This is a genomic window from Colwellia meonggei (genome assembly GCF_057537295.1).
The window spans coordinates 326,171-347,160 of record NZ_BAAJLZ010000003.1; the positions used below are offsets into that span (position 1 = coordinate 326,171).

Here is a 20,990-nt window from a genome sequence, read left to right on the forward strand (position 1 = left end):
GAATAAAAAAAGTGATAAACGAAATAAAGCAAGACGCTCAAGAAAGAATGGCGAAAAGCATTGAGTCATTAAAAATTAGTTTAAACAAAGTTCGCACTGGCCGTGCTCATCGTTCTCTTTTAGACAACATTGTTGTTGAGTATTACGGTATGGACACACCATTGAATCAAGTTGGTAATATCACCGTACCTGATGCACGTACGTTAGCAATTACCGTGTTTGATAAAGGTATGATCGGCGCAGTAGAAAAAGCTATTTTAAAGTCTGATCTAGGCTTAAATCCATCTTCACAAGGTACGTTAATTCGTATACCTTTACCGGCATTGACAGAAGAGCGACGTAAAGATCTTGTAAAAGTGGTTCGTGGTGAAGCAGAAGGTGGCAAAGTTGCTATCCGTAATATTCGCCGTGATGCAAACTCTGATATTAAATCATTAAATAAAGAAAAAGAAATCAGCGATGATGAAATGCACCAAGCAGAAGATGAAGTGCAAAAAATTACTGATTCATTTATTAAGCAAGTTGATGAAGTTTTAAGCGGTAAAGAAAAGGAATTAATGGAAATCTAAAATTTTCATTGCTTAATCAACGACGCCGTAGATAATGACTACGGCGTTTTTGCATATAAAGATTAAAAATAACGTTTAAATAAAAAAGTACACAGCGGAGAACATGTGAGTACAGCCGATTTACAAACAAAGACAACGTTAGAAGAAGTGGTGAAAATTCCTCAGCATGTTGCGATTATTATGGATGGTAACGGTCGTTGGGCGCAATTGCGTGGTAAAAAACGTGTTGTAGGCCATAAGTCGGGTGTTGAGTCTGTGAGAGCTAGTGTTTCAACAGCCGCCAAGCATGGTGTCAAAGCATTAACTTTATTTGCGTTTAGTAGTGAAAATTGGCAAAGGCCTGAAACTGAAGTCAGTGTGTTGATGGATCTTTTTATGTTTGTATTAACCCGAGAGGTCAAACGCTTGCATAAAAATGATATAAAGTTTCAGGTTATAGGTGATGTGAGTAAATTTTCTGACAAGCTACAGAAGATGATTAAAAACTCTGAAGACTTAACGGCTAATAATGCTGGCATGGTATTATCTATTGCCGCTAATTATGGTGGGCGTTGGGATATTGCCCATGCCGCGAAACAATTAGCCGAAAAAGTTGCTCGAGATGAAATGAGTAGCGAAGATATTACTGAAGAATCTTTGAATGAACATACTAGTTTGGCGGGACTACCTGAGCTTGACTTGTTAATTCGAACCGGCGGCGATTTTCGTATAAGTAATTTTCTTTTATGGCAAGCCGCATACGCAGAATTTTATTTCACCGAAGTGTTATGGCCAGATTTTAATGAAGAAGAGTTTACTAAAGCAATATCACTCTTTGATTCTCGAGAGCGACGTTTTGGTCAAACTGGCGAACAAGTAACTAATAATTAAAATAAAAACTACTGTTATTTAAGGATTTCCGTTTGTTAATACAACGTATAATTACCGCTTTATTACTTGCCCCCGCAGCAATTTGGGCAATTTTCTATTTATCGCTAACTAATTTTGCCGCTGTTATTTTAGTGGTTATGGCAATAGGTGCATGGGAATGGGGCCCGTTAATGGGTTTTGCGAATAAGCGTCGTCGCTTAGCGTTTGTTGGCGTTTCAGTTTCACTCATTGGAGCTTTATGGTACATGCTACCAATAGAGCAATTATGGCAGGCTCCTAAGTTATTACTAAGCCAAGTTAACATTGTTTTATGGCTTGCTGTTGCTTGGTGGTTATTATCGGCAGGGCTTACATTTTTATATCCTAGATGTAGTAAGTTTTGGTCCAGTCATCGCTCGGTTAGAGGTGTTTTTGGTTGGTTAACTTTAGTGCCTACTTGGTTGGCGTTTATGGTGCTAAGAAGTAGTGATTACGCGATCGACAGTTATCACGGTGCGCAATTATTAATGTTTTTATTTTTAATGGTATGGAGTGCTGATATAGGCGCATATTTCGTTGGTAAATCAATTGGTAAACGAAAGTTAATGCCGAATGTTAGCCCAGGAAAAACTCTTGAAGGCTTTCTCGGTGGCGTTTTATTTGCCTGTATAATGGTGTTGTTAGCAGGGTATTTTATTGGTTGGAACATGGAACAATTTAGTGTTGTTATTCCTGTGACGATTTTAATTACCACTATTTCAGTGTTGGGGGATTTAAACGAAAGCATGTTTAAACGCCAAGCTGGAGTTAAAGATAGTGGCTCAATATTGCCAGGCCACGGCGGTGTGCTGGATCGTATTGACAGCTTGACAGCGACAGCGCCAATTTATGCATTGTGTTACGCGTATTTAGGTTGGTAATATAAATGCAAATACAAAAACTGTGTATTTTGGGCTCTACCGGTTCAATTGGTAAAAGTACACTCGAGGTTGTGAGATTACATCCTGAAAAATTTGATGTTGTTAGCTTATCAGCCAATGCGAGCGTTGGGTTAATGTTTGAGCAGTGTGTAGAGTTTCACCCTGAAGTTGTGGTAATGGTATCTGCAAAGCACGCTAGAGAACTTTCTGCTAAATTAGCAGAACACAAGCTTGAGCATATTAAAGTTTTATCAGGCCATGCCGCACTTGAAAATATTGCAAGCTCCGCAGCTACAAACACCGTTATGGCGGCAATTGTTGGCGCCTCTGGTTTGTTACCGACCTTAGCGGCAGTTGATGCTGGGAAAAAGGTACTTTTGGCCAATAAAGAGGCGCTGGTGACCTCAGGTGCGATTTTTATCGAAGCGGTTAAACAGTCTGGTGCTCAGCTCTTACCAATAGACAGTGAACATAATGCAATATTTCAGTGCTTACCTATTAGTGCTCAACAACAGCCCGGATATTGTGACTTAAATAACGACGGTATTAGTAAAATTCTATTAACGGGCTCAGGCGGCCCTTTTAGAACCTGGGATAATGACAAATTAGTCAATGTAACACCTGCACAGGCCTGTGCTCATCCTAATTGGGATATGGGCAGAAAAATCTCTGTTGATTCTGCCACTATGATGAATAAAGGTTTGGAGTTTATTGAAGCTAAGTGGTTGTTTAATGTTGAGCCAGAAGATATTCAAGTGGTATTGCATCCACAAAGTACCATTCACTCAATGGTACAATATAAAGATGGCTCAGTTTTAGCGCAAATGGGTAATCCTGATATGCGTACACCAATAGCCCATGCTTTAAGTTTTCCTGAGCGCATAGAATCTGGTGTTGCACCGTTAGATTTCTTTTCAATTAAATCATTTGAATTTCAAGATGTTGACTTTATAAAGTACCCCAACCTGAAATTAGCCATTAAAGCATGTAAACAAGGCCAAGGTGCCTGCACAGCATTGAACGCTGCGAATGAAATTGCTGTTGACGCATTTTTAAGCGAAAAAATTAAATTCACTGATATTGCAAAAATAAATGAAACTTCTGTGAATAAATTTGTCTCAGAAGAGGTGATAACAATTGAAGATGTTATTACATTAGATGGTAAGGTCAGAGCATTTGCGCAAGCTTTACTAGAAAATAACGAAACCTTAGGGCTTGAATAAAGTGGCAGTATGTTAGACGTTTTATGGAATTTAGCATCATTTATTGTTGCTCTTGGGGTGTTAATTACCGTTCATGAGTACGGACACTTTTGGGTAGCTCGCAAAAACGGTGTTGAAGTTGAGCGTTTTTCGGTCGGCTTTGGTAAAGTGCTTTGGCGAAAATATGATAAATATGGTACCGAGTTTGTAATAGCCGCGATTCCATTAGGGGGCTACGTTAAAATGCTTGATAGTCGAGTTGATGACGTTGCCGAAGATAAGGCTGACCGAACGTTTAATAGTAAGTCTGTTTATCAACGTATTGCGATTATTGCCGCTGGCCCATTTGCTAATTTTGCTTTTGCTATTTTTGCTTTTTATCTCATGTTTCTTATTGGTGTTCCTAGTGTTAAACCCATTATTGGTCAGGTTGAGGTAAATTCAATTGCTGAAAAAACATCTCTGCCACTTAATAGTGAAATAATCGCTATTGCACAACAACCGACTAAAGACTGGCAAGATGTGAATTTAGCTTTGGTTAGTGCTATTGGTGATGAAGAAATACTTTTAACTGTTAGACCTGAGAATAGTGTCTCTACTAAGGATTATTATCTCGATACTAAAGCATGGCACTTTTCACCTGATAAAGAGTCAGCAATTGCAAGCTTAGGGATAAAACCTTTTCGAGCACAAGTTCATGCAAAAATTGCTGTAGTTGGTACTGGTACTCCAGCTGAAAAAGGTGGTTTAAAGGTTGATGATGAGCTTATTACAATTGCGGGACAAAGTATCAATGGCAATTGGCAAACATTTTCTCAGCAAGTAAAAAACTACCCAGAGCAAAATGTTACAGTTACGGTGTTGAGGGCAGGAAAGTTACTGGAGCTTGTGGTTAAGCCAGAAGCAAGAGAAGTTAAAGACAAGCAAGTCGGTTTTTTAGGTATTCAGCCGGCATCTGAACCTTATCCGAAAAAATATTTATTTGAACAATCATATGGCCCAGTGTCGGCGATTGGTGAAAGTGTAAACAAGACATGGAATTTGGTGGTATTAAGTTTCGATATGATCGGCAAACTTATTACTGGCGATGTATCAGTTAAAAATTTAAGCGGGCCTATATCTATCGCTCAAGGAGCAGGTAATAGTGCAGGGTATGGTTTTGTCTACTTCTTGGGCTTTCTAGCTTTAATTAGTATCAACCTCGGCATTATTAACCTTTTGCCTCTACCTGTACTTGATGGTGGGCACTTATTTTATTATTTTATAGAGCTTTTTACTGGAAAGCCCGTACCTGAAAAAATACAAGAAATAGGTTTTAAATTTGGTACTATAGCGCTACTAAGCTTGATGAGTATCGCCATATTTAACGACTTATCGCGATTATAACTAGAAGAAGTATACAAAGTTAATATTTATGATTATTAAAAAAATTGCCCTGGCGGTATTATTAGGTAGTTTGGGAACAACCGTTCAAGCAGCTGAAGATTTTCAAGTTGAAGATATTGAAGTTAAAGGTTTACAACGGGTTGCTTTAGGCGCTGCATTGACACATATTCCTTTCAATGTTGGTGACCAGTTAAACGAATTTCGCGTTTCTCAATCGATAAAGGCTCTGTATAAATCGGGTCACTTTAGTGATGTTGCAGTTTCTCGTGATGGAAATACTGTTATATATCGTGTTCGAGAAAGAGAAACGATTAGTGCGATTACTTTCGATGGCAATAAAGACTTAAAAGAAGAACAGTTAACCGAAAGCTTGGACGGTAGTGATATTCGTGTTGGTGAAACATTGGATATGACAGTTATTTCAGGTATCGAAACAGGTTTAGAAGATTTTTACCACAGTGTCGGTAAATATAATGCTGATGTAAAAGCTGAAGTAACACATTTACCGCGAAATCGAGTGAATATCAACTTTACCTTTAATGAAGGTGATGCAGCCGCTATAGAGCAAATTAATATCGTCGGCAATGAAAAATTCTCTGACGCAGAGTTACTTGAGCGTATTGAGCTAACCTATGACTCACCTTGGTGGGATTTTATGGCGCAAGATCGTTATCAAAAGCAAACTTTGCAGGGTGATATGGAAACGATTAAAAGTTATTACCTTGATCGCGGCTACTTAAAATACAAGGTTGACTCTACACAAGTGTCAATGACTCCTGATAAAAAAGCGGTTTATATTTCTTTAAATGTGACTGAAGGGGAAGTTTATACCGTTAGTGAGGTCGATTTTGTTGGTAATATGGCAGGGTTTGAAGAAACCATACGCAGAATAACCCCAATTAAGACTGAAGAGTTATATAACGGTGCATTAGTTACATACTCTGAAGAGCTCATTAGTAAGTTTTTAGGTCGATATGGCTACGCTTATCCAAAAGTAGTTACTATTCCAGAAATTAACGAAGAAGACAAAACGGTTAAATTAGTGCTATCGGTCGATCCTGGCAAGCGAGTTTATGTTAACCGTATTAATTTTAAAGGTAATCATGTTACAGCTGAACATGTATTACGTCGTGAGATGCGACAAATGGAAGGCGCTTGGCTATCAAATACACTAGTTGAAGGCTCAAAAGCTTGGGTTCAACGATTACCCTATATGGAAACTGTTGAATTTGAAACTAATCAGTTACCGGGTGAAGATGATTTAGTTGATATTGATTTTGAAGTTAAAGAGCAACCGTCAGGTTCATTTACTGCTGGTATTGGTTATGGTTCAACTACTCAGTTAAGTTTAAATGCTGGTGTTCAGCAAAATAACTTTTTAGGTACAGGTAATCGCTTAGGTTTTAGCATTAATACATCGAGTTATTCGAAAAGCGCTAATGTTTCATACACAGACCCTTATTTTACTGTTGATGGTGTTTCATTAGGTGGAAATATTTTTTATCAAGAGTTTGATGCTGGTAACGCAAACTTAGTTGAATACAATAATAAAACTTATGGTGTTGGGTTATCGTTAGGTTTTCCTATTAATGAATACGTGCGCTTGAACTTTGGTGTCGGTTATAAAAGTAACGGTATTACACGATTACAGAGTTACGAGCAAATACAAAAATTTTATGAGTTATATTCAGATCCTAACGACCCAGATGGGAGTTTAGACTTTAAGAGTTTTGATTTAAGTGCAAGTATTTCGCGAACAACATTGAATAGAGGTACATTCCCGACTGATGGCTCGCAGCAGAGCTTATCGTACAAAATGACCACGCCTAATTCTGATGTTAATTATTTTAAAATTAATTTAGATACTAAATGGTATTTTCCTTTGACTCGCGACCAGCGTTGGACGGTCTTAACTAAATTCCAATTAGGTTATGGTAATGGTTATGGCACAGTAGATGGTAATGACCAAGTTTTGCCATTTTGGGAGAACTTTAGGGCAGGTGGTTCAGGCACATTACGAGGCTTTGAGTCGAATATAGTAGGCCCAAGAGCTATTTATCGCTATCCTACGCCTATCCCTGGCTCTCCAGATCCAGTAGGTTCAGGTGCAGGGTGTTGCTTAGGGCCAGATCATGACTTTATTCAAACCTCAACTCGCTCAGTCGGTGGTAATGCTATAGCGTTAGCAGGCATAGAGCTAATTGTGCCGACACCATTTTTAGATGAAGGCTATAGTAATAGTGTTCGTTCAAGTATTTTTATTGATGCAGGTAATGTTTGGGATACCGAATTCCATTTAAGTGATTATGAGGATTTAGCAGCGGCTGAATTTGAAAAAATTGCCGATTATTCCGATGTCGGCCGTTATCGAGCGTCTGCGGGTTTATCTGTGCAATGGCTATCTCCCATGGGACCTATGATTTTTAGTTTTGCGAAAACATTGAAAGAAGAAGAAGGTGACGATACTGAGTTCTTCAGTTTTAACATTGGTCAAACCTTTTAGATTTATTGATTTATAGTTAATCAACGCCTGATTGATAACGAAAAAGCTAGGCTTTTTCGTTTTACGCTTGAACCAAACTACATGAGACGGTATAACTACCGCATAACAAAATAAAAGTAAAAATATTAGAAAATATTTTAGGAGTAAAAATTGAAAAAATTGATTAAATCTATCGCAATGACAACGGCAGCATCAAGCTTATTATTAGCAAGTTCTGCGATGGCGGCAGATCAAAAAATAGCAGTAGTAAATTTTCAAGAAATCATGGGAAAAATTCCTCAAACAGCTGCAGTAATGAAAAGCTTGGAAGAAGAGTTCAAAGATGCCAAAGCGGTATTGGCGCAGCTTGAACAAGATATTAAATATAATCAAGAAAAAAAGAAGCGTGACGGTTCGTTAATGAGCGCAAAAGAAATTGAAGACTTAGATGCTAAAATTGGTACGCTTTTTCAAGAATATCAAACTAAAGGTAAGGAGTTTCAACAAAAAACTGGTGTTCGCAAAAATGAAGAAACTAATAAAATTATTGCGTTAGTTCGTCAAGCTATTGATAACATTGCAGCTAAAGGTGATTATGATTTAGTACTTGAACAAAGTGCTGTGGTTTATTCTAAGCCAGATAGCACTATTACTGACAAAGTTGTAGAACAAGTTAGTAAACTTAAATAGTTTTTAGCTGTTTTAGTTTGAGGTATAGAAGCCTTTCTTATCTCAAATGCATATTATTTCAATATTCCGAATCATTCTGATTCGGAATATTGCGTTTACCCATCAGATGGTAAACGCTAACCTTTCAATCTATGCTGTAAAGTATGCCAAAAAAGAAGTAAATTTATATGAGCTATAACCTTTCGGATATTGCAATTAAAGTAGGTGGAGTTGTACACGGCGATGACCAATGTAAAATTGATAGCATTGCAACTCTAAATACTGCCAAACCAGGACAAATAGCTTTCTTAGCCAATAGCAAATATGGCTCCCAGTTAGAAACAACGCAGGCAAGTGCGGTTATTATTTCAGAAAAAGAACTTGATAGCTGCCATACGAATGCCATAGTGATGGATAACCCGTATATGGGTTATGCACTTGTTGCACAGTTATTAGATACTACGCCAAAACCTGCTACATTAATTCACTCATCGGCGGTCATTGCTGAAAGTGCCGTATTAGGCAAAAATGTTACGATAGCTGCAAATGTAGTGATAGAAGATCATGTGGTTATTGCTGACAACGTAAGTATTGGTGCCGGCTGCTTTATTGGTATCGCGGCAAAAATTGGTGAAAACTCGGTAATTTGGTCAAACGTAAGTATTTATCATAAAGTTGAAATCGGCTCTGGTAGTGCTGTGCATGCAAACACTGTCGTTGGTGCCGATGGTTTTGGTTATGCCAATGATAAAGGTAAATGGATCAAAATCCCTCAGCTAGGAACGGTAATTATTGGTAATAATGTTGAAATTGGTGCTAGCACAACCATTGATCGAGGAGCACTAGAAAATACCATAATTAAAGACGGTGTTATTTTAGACAATCAAATACAGATTGCCCATAACGTCGAAATCGGCGAAAATACGGCTATTGCAGCATGTAGCGTTATTGCAGGCAGTACTACTATCGGTAAAAATTGTGTTATTGCTGGTCTTGTTGGTATTAATGGACATATCAAAGTAGGTGATGGCTGCGTTTTTACTGGCATGACTATGGTAACAAAATCTATAGATACTCCTGGTGTATATTCGTCTGGTATGCCATGTCAGCCAAATAAAGAGTGGCATAAAAATAACGCTCGTATTAGAAAGCTTGAATCATTAACGAAGCGTGTAGCTAACGTTGAGAAAGAGATTACAAACAATAAGGGTTAAATTTTACTTTATTGTCATGAAAATTGAGGAATAAATCTTGGAAGCGCAAAAAAATATTATAGATGTTGAAGAAATAAAGTCATTAATTCCACATCGTTACCCATTTCTTTTAGTGGATCGTGTACTTGATTACACCCCTGGTAAATCTATACATGCTATTAAAAATGTTACGGTTAATGAACCTGCATTTATGGGGCACTTTCCAGGTTATTCAATTTTCCCAGGCGTTTTAATTCTAGAAGCATTGGCACAAGCCAGTGGTATTTTGGGCTTTAAATCAGTTGAAGATAAGAATGATGGGGAATTATTCTTATTTGCCTCGATTGATAATGCGAAGTTTAAAAAACCTGTTCACCCAGGCGATACTATGCATTTACACCTTGATTTTGTTAAAGAGCGTCGTGGTATGTGGAAATTTTACGGTGAAGCACGGGTTGACGGTAAAGTGGTATGCTCTGCTGACTTAATGTGTGCAAGGCGAGCACTATAATATGACAAACTCATTGATACACCCACAAGCAATAATTGAAGACGGTGCCGTTATAGGTAAAAATGTCAAAATTGGCCCATGGACCTTTGTTGCCGCAAATGTTGTAATTGGAGATGACTGTGAAATTAACTCTCATGTTGTTATAAATGGTCCAACGAAAATAGGCAAAGGCAATAAAATATTCCAATTTGCATCTATTGGTGAAGATTGCCAAGATCTTAAATATGCAGGTGAGCCAACAGAGTTGGTGATCGGTGATAATAATACTTTTCGTGAAAACTGCACTGTTCATCGTGGCACAATTCAAGATAATAGCCTGACACAAATTGGTAGCAATAATTTATTTATGGCTTATACCCATATTGCTCATGATTGCATGGTAGGCGATAACTGTATTATGGCAAACGGCGCTTCAATCGCTGGTCATGTTCATGTTGGCAATCATGCAATACTTGGCGGTATGTCGGGCGTTCATCAGTTTTGTCATATAGGTGATCATTGTTTCGTGGCAGCGAATTCATTAGTACTAAAGGATATACCCCCTTATGTAATGGCTTCTGGTCAGCCAGCAAAGCCTTTTGGTCTTAACAGTGAAGGTTTAAAGCGTCGTGGTTTTGACAAAGACGTTATTTTAAACATAAAAAGAGCATATAAGTCTGTTTACCGTCAGGGTTTGACCGTTGATGAAGCTATGAACAAAATCTCTCAAGCAGAACACAATATGCCTGAGTTAGACTTATTCACTGACTTTGTTAAAAATTCTAGCCGCGGTATTATTCGTTAAACTATGACTCAAGAATTAACTTCCAATTTTGTTATAGATGATGAAAGTTTGACAGTAAATAAAGTCGTGGATAATCCTGTTTTTGGTATTGTTGTTGGAGAACACTCTGGTGACACTTTAGGTGCTGGTTTAATACAGCAATTACTGCTTAGTTACCCTAAGGCAAAGTTCGTGGGGATTGGCGGTCCTAAAATGCAAGCACTCGGCTTTGATAGCTTATTCGAAATGGATGAACTATCGGTTATGGGAGTGTTTGAGGTATTAGGACGACTGCGCCGTTTACTGTATATTCGAAAATCATTAACACAATATTTTACCGATAATAAACCTAATGTTTTTATAGGTATAGATGCCCCTGATTTTAATATAACTCTTGAACAGCGATTAAAAGTTCAGGCAATTAAAACTGTGCACTATGTAAGCCCCTCCGTTTGGGCTTGGCGTGAAAAGCGGGTTTTTAAAATAGCCAAGGCAACTAACATGGTATTGTCGTTGCTACCATTTGAAAAAGCCTTTTATGATAAACATCAAATTCCGTGTACATTTGTTGGTCACTCATTAGCTGACGATATCCCAATGGTTTCAGATAAAACATTGGCTCGAAATGAGCTAAACCTAGCTGAATGTGCCAAAGTTCTAGCACTTATGCCGGGTAGCCGAGGTGGTGAATTATCTCGTCTTGTTGAACCTTTCTTATTAGCAGCCAAACAGTTATTAGCGAAAGATGGTAATTTAGTTTTTGTAGTACCTATGATCAGTGAAAAAAGGGCTGAACAATTTACAGAGTTACACAAAAAAATTGCCCCTGAATTACCATTAAAAATTATTATTGGCAAAACACAGCAAGTTATGGCTGCCAGTGATTGTTTATTAACTGCATCAGGCACTGTTACGCTTGAGGCCGCATTAATTAAACGCCCAATGGTAATTTGTTATAAATTTAATCCATTGACTTATCATATGTTTAAAGGCTTTGTTAAATTAAAGTGGTTTTCGTTACCAAATTTACTTGCCAATAAATCACTTGTACCTGAGTTGTTACAAGCAAATGTTACTGTTGATAACATATTGCCATTGGTGGAGGAGCGTTTGTATCAGGAACAGTCTGAATTAAACGAGGCTTTTACCAATATCCATCAAATACTTAAACAAGATGCCAGTAAGCAAGCGGCAAATGCTGTAATCGATTTATTATGATATTGGTAATGAAAAACTATGTCAGTTGCTAAGAAAACATTCGAGCCTTTTGAATATCCGGTTGCCTATTGTATCGCTGGTGTCGATGAAGTAGGACGCGGGCCTTTAGTTGGTGATGTTGTTACTGCAGCTGTTATTTTAGATCCTGAAAATCCTATCGAGGGGTTGATGGACTCGAAGAAGCTGTCTGATAAAAAAAGACAAGCGCTCTCTAGTGAAATTAAGCAACATGCAATTGCTTGGTCAATTGGTAGAGCTAGCCCAGAAGAAATAGACACCTTAAATATTCTCCACGCCACTATGTTAGCTATGCAACGTGCTGTATTAGGATTAACTGTTGAGCCTGATTATGTGCTAGTTGACGGCAACCGTTGCCCAACCTTCGTCAGTGATGCTGGTAATATTGCTTGTCAAAGTGTTGTCAAAGGTGATGCCAGAGTGGCAGAAATTAGTGCTGCGTCAATTTTGGCAAAAGTCGCCCGTGATGATGAAATGATTGCCTTAGATAAGTTATATCCCGAGTATGGTTTTGCTAAACATAAAGGTTACCCAACCAAAGCTCATTTAGAGAAAATAATAGAGCACGGTGTACTTGATAATTACCGTCGTAGTTTTAAACCAGTAGCGAATGTCATTGCTAATTCAGCCGTCAATTAGAAAAACAATTAGAGCGATTAATGTCTGATACTTTACCAGCAAATGTAGAGCTTGAATCTAAAGATGAGAGTTCTACAGGCGCCCCAAAATTTATCCACTTGAGGATTCATAGTGATTTCTCAATGTGTGACGGCCTGAATAAAGTTAAGCCGATAGTTGCAAAAGCCGCTGACTTAAATATGCCTGCTTTGGCGCTTACCGATCAAACCAATTTATGCGGCCTTGTAAAATATTATCATGCAACACACGGCGCTGGAATTAAGCCGATAATAGGTTGCGATTTTTGGGTTAAAAGTGATGAGTTAGAAGATGAACTATTTCGCTTAGTTATTCTAGCAACTGATAATGTTGGCTATAAAAATCTTACCGAGTTGATTTCAAAAGCGTATTTGCGCGGTCATATTCAAGGTCGAGCGGTAATAGATAAAGCATGGCTAGTTGAATACGCCCAAGGTCTTATTTTACTTTCAGGCGGTCGCGAAGGTGATGTCGGCAAGGCCCTATTAAAGGGGAATGCTGAATTTGTTGAGCAAATGCTTGGCTTCTATCAACAGTATTTTCCTAATTGCTATTATTTAGAGTTGATCCGAACAGGGCGCAACGACGAAGAAAATTACTTGCACCTTGCTGTTAACGCCGCTGCTCGCTATAACTTACCGGTCGTTGCCACTAACGAGGTCATGTTCTTAAGCCCAGTAGACTTTGATGCTCACGAAATTCGAGTTGCCATTCATGATGGTTTTACTTTGGATGATAAACGTCGTCCTAAAAAATATAGTAAAGAGCAGTACCTGCGTAGCGAAGATGAAATGTTGGAACTCTTTGCTGATATCCCTGAGGCATTAGAAAATTCTGTTGAAATTGCTAAACGCTGTAATGTTACGGTTACTTTGGGAGAGTATGTTTTACCTGACTTCCCTACAGAAGGCTTAACAATAGAAGACTATCTGGTAAAAGTTTCTGAAGAGGGATTGCAAGAACGCTTAGAGTTTTTATTTGATAAAGATGCCCCTGACTTTGCTGAAAAACGTAAACCTTATGACGAACGTTTAGCTATTGAGCTGGAAGTTATTAATAACATGGGGTTCCCTGGCTATTTCCTTATCGTAATGGAATTTATCCAGTGGAGTAAAGATAACAATATTCCAGTAGGCCCAGGTCGTGGTTCAGGCGCTGGTTCATTAGTGGCGTATGCCCAGAAAATTACCGATTTAGATCCGCTAGAATATGATTTACTTTTTGAGCGCTTCTTAAACCCAGAGCGTGTCTCAATGCCTGATTTCGATGTTGATTTCTGCATGGATCGACGAGACGAAGTTATTGACCATACAGCTGAATTGTATGGCCGCGACGCAGTATCACAAATCATTACCTTTGGTACTATGGCAGCGAAAGCTGTTATTCGAGATGTTGGTCGCGTATTAGGTCACCCTTATGGTTTTGTTGACCGTATTTCAAAATTAATTCCGCCAACGCCAGGAATGACGCTAGCTAAAGCCTTTGAAGAAGAGCCAAAGTTGCCTGAGGTTTACGCACAAGACAGTGAAGTAAAAGATCTCATCGATATGTGCCGTATATTAGAAGGTACAACTCGTAATGCTGGTAAACATGCGGGTGGTGTGGTTATTTCACCAACAACCATTACTGATTTTGCACCGCTCTATTGTGATGAAGAAGGCAATAATCCAGTTACGCAATTTGATAAGAACGATGTTGAAGATGCCGGTCTCGTCAAGTTTGATTTTCTTGGTTTACGTACTTTAACTATCTTGCAGTGGGCTATAGAAATGGCCGACGAAAAGTTGATTAAAGAAGGCAAAGAGCGAATAGATATTGCCGCAATTGACTTAGAAGACAAAGCCAGTTTTAAAGTATTACTCAAGTCAGAAACGACGGCTGTTTTCCAGCTTGAGTCCAGCGGTATGAAGTCGTTAATAGCAAAACTTAAACCGGATTGCTTTGAAGATATTATCGCATTGGTTGCCTTATTTAGACCAGGACCATTGCAATCAGGCATGGTAGATAATTTTATTGAGCGTAAGCATGGCCGTGAAGCTATTAGTTATCCAGATGAAACATGGCAGCATATTGATTTAAAACCTATTCTTGAACCGACCTACGGCATTATTTTATATCAAGAGCAAGTTATGCAAATCGCTCAGGTACTTGCTGGCTATTCGCTTGGTGGTGCGGATATGTTGCGTCGTGCTATGGGTAAGAAGAAACCTGAGGAAATGGCCAAACAGCGAGCTGGCTTTGAAGCCGGTGCTGTAAAACGTGGCGTTGACGGCGAATTGGCGATGAAAATTTTTGACTTGGTAGAGAAATTTGCCGGTTACGGATTTAACAAGTCCCATTCTGCAGCCTATGCATTAGTCTCTTATCAAACCTTGTGGATGAAAACTCACTTTCCAGCGCCATTTATGGCGGCGGTTATGTCTGCTGATATGGACAATACTGAAAAGATTGTTACTTTAGTTGATGAGTGCGAAAACATGGGCATAGACTTATTACCACCTGATGTTAACAGTGGCCAATATAAATTTACCGTTAATGACGATAATCAAATTATATATGGTATTGGTGCAGTTAAAGGTGTCGGTGAAGGGCCTATTGAAGCTATTATTGCTGCCCGTGAAAGTGATGGTGAATTTGCCGACTTATTTGATTTTTGTGCACGGGTTGATTTAAAGAAAACTAATAAGCGTGTTTTAGAGAAACTCGTGAAGTCAGGGGCAATGGATGCACTTGGCCCGAGAGATGACTCAGGTCCACACCGCGCGGCCTTGTTTGAATCTTTACCTGAAGCTATCAAAGCGGCTGAGCAACATGCTAAAGCAGAGGCATTAGGCCAAGATGACTTATTTGGTTTAATTAATGAAGAGCCAGAAGATAACCGTCAAGCCTTTAAAGACGTGGCTAAATGGCCAGAAGAACAATGGCTAGATGGTGAAAAAGAAACCTTAGGTTTATATCTAACAGGGCATCCGATAAACCGCTATTTAAGTGAAATCAAACGTTATGCCACTGGTAGGTTGGTGAGTTTACAGCCAACAAATAAAGATAAAACTACGGTAGCGGTTGGTTTAGTACTCGGTGTTCGGGTGTTGGTGAATAAGCGTGGCCGCCGTTGGGCACTAGTTACTCTTGATGATAAAAGTGCCCGTATGGATATTCGTTTATTTCCAGATGACTACGATAGGTTTGCAGAATTACTTGTTTCTGATGCAATTTTAGTCTGTAGTGGACAGGTCAGCTTTGATGATTACTCCGGTGGTATTACAATGACCGCCCGGGATATTATGACAATTGCAGACGCACGAGAAAATTATGTCGCCTCGTTAGATTTGCAGATTGACAAAAATAAACTATCAAGTAATTTTATTGAACAGTTTTCGGGAGTATTAACCCCGTACAAAGAAGGTATTTGCCCAGTTCGCGTGTTTTATCAAAGAGATGAGGCACAAGGTATGTTAGAATTGGGAGTACAATGGCGGGTATCGCCAAGCGACATGCTATTATACGACTTGAAAACCCTGCTGGGTGATGAGCAAGTCGAGTTAAAGTTTAAATAAGTAGTGCTCAAAAAGAGCGGTACTCAGATACAACATAGGTAAGAATAATCATATGTCATTAAATTTTTTAGATTTTGAGCTGCCAATTGCAGAACTTGAAGCAAAAATTGAAGAATTACAGTTGGTCAATAATGGTCAAGAACTCGATCTTGACTTAGAAGAACAAATCACCCAACTACGTGAAAAAAACACTGAACTAACAAAGAAAATATTCTCAGGTTTAGACCCATGGCAAACAGCACGTGTAGCGCGTCACCCACAACGCCCTTACACTTTAGATTACTTGCCACGTATTTTTACTGAATTTGATGAATTAGCAGGTGATCGTGCATATGCTGATGATAGTGCTATTGTTGGTGGTACAGCACGTTTAGATGGTCGCCCAGTAATGGTTATTGGTCATCAAAAAGGACGTTCAACTACTGAGAAAGTGAAACGTAATTTTGGTATGCCACGCCCTGAAGGCTACCGTAAGGCGTTACGCCTAATGAAAATGGCAGAAAGATTTAAAATGCCAATAATTACCTTTATTGATACGCCAGGTGCATACCCTGGAATTGGTGCAGAAGAACGTGGCCAAAGTGAAGCCATTGCCACTAACTTAAAAGAAATGGCTCGTTTAACTGTACCAATTATATGCACGGTTATTGGTGAAGGTGGTTCAGGCGGTGCATTAGCGATTGGTGTTGGTGATAAAGTTAATATGCTGGAATACTCAACTTATTCAGTTATATCTCCTGAAGGTTGCGCGTCAATTCTCTGGAAAACTGCTGAAAAAGCACCTACAGCTGCAGAAGCAATGGGTATTACCGCTAAACGTATCAAAGAATTAGAGTTAATTGATAATATTGTTGATGAGCCATTAGGTGGCGCGCATCGCGATATGGATCAAATGGCTGCACTTTTAAAGCAAGCATTAAAAACTGATTTAGCTAAACTTGATGAGTTATCTAAAGATGAGCTCATTGAAAAACGTTACGACAAATTAATGTCGTTCGGTTACTGCTAAGCGAGATAAAAAGCGACCAAATATATGGTCGCTTTTTTCTTTTACCTACAAGTTAACGCTCTGATCTCATTTGTGAATATTATCGAAGCAACGCTACTAGCGTTTTTTAGCAAAACAGCCAATAAACCAATTGTGGTTGCATATAGCGGCGGGGTAGATTCGCAAGTTTTGTTAGCGGCACTATATCAGTTAAAGCAACAAAAGAAGTTAACGAATACGATAGCCGTTTGCCACGTTAATCACGGTTTAAGTAAACATGCCTCATCATGGCAAGAATTTGCAGCGAAGCAATGTCAGCAATTTTCATTTCTCCTTATAACTCACCAGTTATCACTTAAAAAACAACCTCAACAAAGTTTAGAAGCGATGGCGCGTGATGCTCGGTATCAGTGTTTAGTTGAGTCAAGCAAAGAGCCTGCGTTGATTGTTACTGGCCATCATTTAGATGATCAGGCAGAAACTTTTTTTCTGTCATTAAAACGTGGTGCTGGTTTAAAAGGGCTTTCGGCAATGTCTGAGCAAATTCAATTGGCTCAACATACATTAGTGCGACCGCTGTTAGCTGTTTCGCGCGCTGAAATTGTTCACTATGCACAGCAGCAAAACCTGACCTGGATTGAAGATGAGTCTAATTACGATCAAGTATTTGACCGAAACTTTCTTCGTCATACTGTTATGCCTAAGCTTTCTGCACGATGGCCAAGTTTTAATGATACCTTAAGTCGTAGTGTTGGCCACTGCCAAGATGCCCAATCGTTGTTAGATGAATTAGCCGAAGAAGACCTAATCAAAGTTAGCATCACAAATAAGGTGCTATCAATTGCAGAGCTACTTAACTTAAGTACATTACGATTTAACAATGTGATACGTTATTTTTTAGCTAAGCATGATAAGGTAATGCCCAGTAGTGCGCAGTTGCAACAAATTGAACAACAAATGCGGGCAAGTAACGATAAAAACCCAGCAATAAAAATTAATGATTATAGTTTTCGTCGCTATCAACAGCAGTTACATTTAACAGATAATTTTGTTGAGATAAAACAGTGGCAACATCAGGTTCAGTTGACGAAAGCTACTGATAACATTACATTGCCGGATAATTTAGGGCAGCTTCATATCACGTTATTAGCGAATAACACTGAGCTAGTAACCCCGCAGGTTACTGACGAAGCTTTGATGACAAATATTAGAATTCAAGCGCCTAAAGAGGGGCAACAGGTAAGTATTCGATTTAGTCATAATAATCCGACATGCTTGCCTGATTATCGCAATAAATCACGAGCGCTTAAAAAGATATTACAAGAAGCTAAGATACCAACGTGGCAACGACAGCGTATCCCCTTTCTTTATTATGATGAAACATTAGTAGCAGCGCTTGGTTTGTTTGTTTGTAAAAGTCATCTGCCACAGCAAGATAGTAGTAAATTACAGCTTATCTGGCTTGATAATAAATAATCAGGTTAGAATGGCATTTCAACAAGGTTTGAAAATAAAAGAACAATAATCTCAATATTATTATAACAATCGGAGTTCATATGAATTTAGTGCTAAAGCTTATTGCTGGCATAGTATCAGGCATCATTATTGGCCTTTACGCCCCTGACTTTATCGTACAATTAACGTTTACTATTCAAATGTTGGTAGGGCAGCTAATTAAGTTTACTATCCCACTGATTATTTTATTTTATATTGCCAGTGGTATTGCGTCATTGCCACAGGGCTCCGGAGCATTGCTTGGTAAAACCGTTGGTTTAGCTTATGGATCAACAATTGTCGCTGGTATTATTGCTTTTGTTGTTGCAAGTACAGTATTACCAGGGTTAATTTCTGGAAATGCATTAGAAGCTGCAACAGAAGGTGAAAAACTTAAAGGTTTCCTAAACATTAGTATTCCGCCACTGTTTGATGTGATGACTGCACTAGCACTCGCATTTATTTTCGGCATAGGCATCAGTGCTATAAATGCGACTGGTTTACGTACCACGTTAAATGAAGCTCGCGATGTTATTGAAATGCTACTTAGTAAGGTCATTATTCCTGCATTACCATTTTATATTGCGGGTGTATTTGCCGAAATGACAGTGGATGGTACCGTTTTCTCAACGCTACAAACATTTGGTTTAGTATTAGTGCTGGCATTGGCGATGCATTGGCTATGGATCACCATTTTGTACGTTGCGACAGCAGTCGCAATGAAAAAGTCGCCAGCAGTGTTACTTAAAAACATGTTACCTGCTTACTTTACTGCGTTAGGAACTATGTCGAGTGCTGCAACTATTCCTGTATCTTTACGTGCGACTAAAGCTAATGATGTTAGTGATGGTGTAGCTAACTTTACCGTACCGCTTTGTGCGTCAATTCATTTAAGTGGCTCGACTATTACCATAGTAACTTGTGCAACCGCCGTAATGTTATTGACACCTGAATTAGCTTTACCAGGTTTAGGTGGCATGATGGGCTTTATTTTAATGTTAGGCGTTACTATGATTGCTGCACCTGGTGCTCCGGGTGGTGCGGTAATGTCGGCTCTTGGTTTATTAGCTAGTATGCTTGGCTTTACTGACGCAGCTTTAGCACTAATGATTGCTTTATATTTAGCGCAAGATAGTTTTGGTACCGCTTGTAACGTAACAGGTGATGGTGCAATTGCAATTTGGGTGGATAAGTTTGCCGGTGAAGACTCAGCCTTAGCGACTAATGAGCAGGCAAAAGAGTAAGTTACCTTAAGGTTTCTATTAGATAAAAAGGTGGCAATGCCACCTTTTTTGATCTCAGATATTGTTAATTGCGAATTTGTCTATCATCGCAGCATCAACCTAGGCATAATAGCGACAAATTTTTTGTGGGTATTTTATTATGGTTACAGAACAAGCATTAAAGCAGCGCAGCAATTCTAGCTGTGAATTTTGTGCGTCGACCGATAGCTTAAGTGTTTATCCGGTACCACCAACAAGTGACTTAAGTGCGCAGCAAAGTATTTATCTTTGTGATAACTGTTTAGGGCAAGTTGAGGGCAGTATTGAACTAGATATCAATCATCTTCGTTGCCTAAATGATGCCATGTGGAATCAAGAGCCAGCAGTACAAGTAATGGCTTATCGTATGTTGCATAAGCTTTCTGCAGAAAGCTGGGCGCAAGATGCCTTAGATATGATTTATTTAGAAGACGATGTTAAAACCTGGGCTGAGCAAGGAATTGCCGCAGCTGAGCGAGAAGGGCCAACACGAGATAGTAATGGCGCGGAATTGCAAGACGGTGATAATGTAACATTAATTAAAGACTTGAAAGTTAAAGGTGCTAACTTTACAGCCAAGCAGGGCACTATGGTACGCGGTATTAGCTTAACGGATAATCCTGAGCATATTGAAGGTAAAGTAAATGGCACTCGTATTGTATTAGTTGCAGCCTATTTAAAGAAAGCATAACCCTTATTAGTCTACTTTTGTAAAAGCACTGTTGATGGTAAAACAATAGTCAGTGCTTTTTCGCTATTTCCTTTTCGAATATCATTAAATCCAACGGCGCACTTGTTTACAGTAGCTTTGATATTCTTGACCAAACATTTCATTAAGTATGCGCTCTTCAGGGGTGATTTGATATTTGCTTATATACCAAATAAATACAACACAAACTAAAAAAGTCAGCAAATTCTCAAGGTAAAAACCATAGGCAGTTAATGCAAGCAACATCGCCAAGTACATTGGATTACGTGAATAATGGTAAATGCCACTATTAACGACTTTAGAAGATGACTCTGGCTTAGTTGGGTTAACCGTTGTTTGATGTTTGCGAAAGCAATAGATGGCAAGAATACCAATAGTAACACCAATTAAAGTTAAACTGCTGGCAAGGTGAGTGCTAAATAACATGGTATATGCAAAACTTGGCATTGTTGTCTGAATCATGGTCATTAAAATCATAGCAATGATTACTTGCACAACAGGGATAATCTTTAACTCCATTATATGTCCTCACGTAGAAAGTAG

General features: G+C 38.8%; 18 protein-coding genes. 17 read left to right on the forward strand and 1 reads right to left on the reverse strand.

Annotation, left to right across the window (positions count from 1 at the left end; all coding sequences use genetic code 11):
- The first annotated feature begins 11 nt into the window (after nt 1–11).
- The 17 genes from frr to AC27E9_RS10020 all read left to right on the forward strand — a co-directional run bounded on the left by frr (nt 12) and on the right by AC27E9_RS10020 (nt 20,429).
- The gene (gene frr, locus AC27E9_RS09940) at nt 12–569 is read left to right on the forward strand and encodes a ribosome recycling factor (protein WP_487129704.1); all 558 of its coding nucleotides are present in this window, start codon (nt 12–14) and stop codon (nt 567–569) included.
- A 105-nt stretch (nt 570–674) separates the two neighbouring features.
- Nucleotides 675–1,439, forward strand: coding sequence for an undecaprenyl pyrophosphate synthase (gene uppS / locus AC27E9_RS09945; protein ID WP_487129706.1), 765 nt, complete (start codon nt 675–677; stop codon nt 1,437–1,439).
- Nucleotides 1,440–1,471: 32 nt separating this feature from the next.
- Complete coding sequence (locus AC27E9_RS09950; RefSeq protein ID WP_487129708.1) at nt 1,472–2,338, forward strand: phosphatidate cytidylyltransferase; 867 nt, start codon at nt 1,472–1,474, stop codon at nt 2,336–2,338.
- Between the two features lie 11 nt (nt 2,339–2,349).
- On the forward strand, nt 2,350–3,561 hold the full coding sequence (gene ispC, locus AC27E9_RS09955) for a 1-deoxy-D-xylulose-5-phosphate reductoisomerase (protein ID WP_487130054.1): 1,212 nt from the start codon (nt 2,350–2,352) through the stop codon (nt 3,559–3,561).
- A gap of 9 nt (nt 3,562–3,570) precedes the next feature.
- Complete coding sequence (gene rseP / locus AC27E9_RS09960; protein WP_487129710.1) at nt 3,571–4,926, forward strand: sigma E protease regulator RseP; 1,356 nt, start codon at nt 3,571–3,573, stop codon at nt 4,924–4,926.
- A gap of 28 nt (nt 4,927–4,954) precedes the next feature.
- Nucleotides 4,955–7,429: an outer membrane protein assembly factor BamA gene (bamA, locus tag AC27E9_RS09965; protein ID WP_487129711.1), complete on the forward strand. Its 2,475-nt coding sequence runs from the start codon at nt 4,955–4,957 to the stop codon at nt 7,427–7,429.
- 150 nt (nt 7,430–7,579) lie between these two features.
- Entirely contained in the window at nt 7,580–8,098 is a 519-nt protein-coding gene (locus tag AC27E9_RS09970) for an OmpH/Skp family outer membrane protein (RefSeq protein ID WP_487129713.1), read from the forward strand.
- 167 nt (nt 8,099–8,265) lie between these two features.
- On the forward strand, nt 8,266–9,291 hold the full coding sequence (gene lpxD, locus AC27E9_RS09975; RefSeq protein WP_487129715.1) for a UDP-3-O-(3-hydroxymyristoyl)glucosamine N-acyltransferase: 1,026 nt from the start codon (nt 8,266–8,268) through the stop codon (nt 9,289–9,291).
- Between the two features lie 37 nt (nt 9,292–9,328).
- Nucleotides 9,329–9,781, forward strand: a complete 453-nt coding sequence (gene fabZ, locus AC27E9_RS09980; RefSeq protein ID WP_487129717.1) for a 3-hydroxyacyl-ACP dehydratase FabZ — start codon at nt 9,329–9,331, stop codon at nt 9,779–9,781.
- Between the two features lie 13 nt (nt 9,782–9,794).
- Nucleotides 9,795–10,565: an acyl-ACP--UDP-N-acetylglucosamine O-acyltransferase gene (lpxA, locus tag AC27E9_RS09985; protein ID WP_487130056.1), complete on the forward strand. Its 771-nt coding sequence runs from the start codon at nt 9,795–9,797 to the stop codon at nt 10,563–10,565.
- Between the two features lie 3 nt (nt 10,566–10,568).
- On the forward strand, nt 10,569–11,762 hold the full coding sequence (lpxB, locus tag AC27E9_RS09990; RefSeq protein ID WP_487129718.1) for a lipid-A-disaccharide synthase: 1,194 nt from the start codon (nt 10,569–10,571) through the stop codon (nt 11,760–11,762).
- 18 nt (nt 11,763–11,780) lie between these two features.
- The gene (rnhB, locus tag AC27E9_RS09995) at nt 11,781–12,419 is read left to right on the forward strand and encodes a ribonuclease HII (protein ID WP_487129720.1); all 639 of its coding nucleotides are present in this window, start codon (nt 11,781–11,783) and stop codon (nt 12,417–12,419) included.
- Between the two features lie 20 nt (nt 12,420–12,439).
- A complete protein-coding gene (dnaE, locus tag AC27E9_RS10000; RefSeq protein WP_487129722.1) occupies nt 12,440–15,994 on the forward strand; it encodes a DNA polymerase III subunit alpha in 3,555 nt (1,184 codons plus the stop codon).
- A gap of 52 nt (nt 15,995–16,046) precedes the next feature.
- Nucleotides 16,047–17,003: an acetyl-CoA carboxylase carboxyl transferase subunit alpha gene (accA, locus tag AC27E9_RS10005; protein WP_487129724.1), complete on the forward strand. Its 957-nt coding sequence runs from the start codon at nt 16,047–16,049 to the stop codon at nt 17,001–17,003.
- A gap of 72 nt (nt 17,004–17,075) precedes the next feature.
- Nucleotides 17,076–18,458 (forward strand): tRNA lysidine(34) synthetase TilS, encoded by a 1,383-nt coding sequence (gene tilS, locus AC27E9_RS10010; protein ID WP_487129726.1) that lies wholly within the window; start codon nt 17,076–17,078, stop codon nt 18,456–18,458.
- Between the two features lie 80 nt (nt 18,459–18,538).
- On the forward strand, nt 18,539–19,720 hold the full coding sequence (locus tag AC27E9_RS10015; RefSeq protein ID WP_487129728.1) for a dicarboxylate/amino acid:cation symporter: 1,182 nt from the start codon (nt 18,539–18,541) through the stop codon (nt 19,718–19,720).
- A 139-nt stretch (nt 19,721–19,859) separates the two neighbouring features.
- The gene (locus AC27E9_RS10020; protein ID WP_487129730.1) at nt 19,860–20,429 is read left to right on the forward strand and encodes a PhnA domain-containing protein; all 570 of its coding nucleotides are present in this window, start codon (nt 19,860–19,862) and stop codon (nt 20,427–20,429) included.
- A gap of 84 nt (nt 20,430–20,513) precedes the next feature.
- On the opposite strand, the gene AC27E9_RS10025 is transcribed toward AC27E9_RS10020, so the two are convergent.
- Entirely contained in the window at nt 20,514–20,966 is a 453-nt protein-coding gene (locus tag AC27E9_RS10025) for a methyltransferase family protein (RefSeq protein ID WP_487129732.1), read from the reverse strand.
- Nucleotides 20,967–20,990 lie beyond the last annotated feature (24 nt).